At 59.4% G+C, this 744-nt stretch carries 1 protein-coding gene; it reads left to right on the top strand.

Annotated features, from left to right (window positions below):
- Window positions 1-363: 363 nt before the first annotated feature.
- The coding region (locus tag EOA19_RS34960; protein WP_245486468.1) for an FAD-binding oxidoreductase at window positions 364-744 on the top strand (381 nt) is incomplete at its 3' end.

Here is a 744-nt window from a genome sequence, read left to right as displayed (position 1 = left end):
TCGCCCTCGAACGCCCATCGTTCATCGTCGAAGGCGCCCCGACGCTGCATCAGCCGGTACACACGGCCATCCTGGCGCGCCGCAAACACGAACCGATCATCCGCAAGGGAATCCGCGCCCTTCACGTCGCCGTGATGTCACTGGATATGTAATCGAAATAATCGATCATAACTCGGGAGGGATGCTTCTGTTGCGGGGGGCCCGGAACTGGCATCTTGGCTCGACTTCAAACCGAGATGAATGATGAACGCACACGTTTCCTTTGGGGCCCCCGACCTCCTGCCGATGAGGCGCTATCGGCAATGGGCACAAACCACATCGCAGCTTGTACTCTGCCGTCGTGTAATCGAGGAAACGCCCGATGTGAAAACTTTCGTTTTCACATCCCCGACGGATCGGATGTTCTGCTTCAGCGCGGGCCAGTATGTGCTCGTGCACCTCAAGATCGAGGGTGCCGCGGTGACGCGCTCCTACTCTGTTTCGTCACCACCGACGCGACCGCTCGACCTGCAGATCACGGTGAAGCGAGCACCGGGCGGCCTGGTTTCGAATTGGCTCCACGACAATTTGGGGGCGGGCGACGAGATCGAGATCGAAGGGCCGCTCGGCTCATTCAATCTCGATGACCTGCCCTATGAAAAGCCGCTCTTCCTTTCGGGCGGCAGCGGGATAACGCCGGTGATGTCCATGCTGCGTGCGCTTACCGACCGCGCGGCCGACCAGGATATCTCATTCGTTCATAGT

This window comes from Mesorhizobium sp. M7A.F.Ca.US.010.02.1.1 (genome assembly GCF_004023085.1).
Classification (GTDB): domain Bacteria; phylum Pseudomonadota; class Alphaproteobacteria; order Rhizobiales; family Rhizobiaceae; genus Mesorhizobium.
The sequence above is the reverse complement of the archived record's forward strand: the minus strand, read 5'-3'. Positions and strand labels throughout refer to the sequence as shown.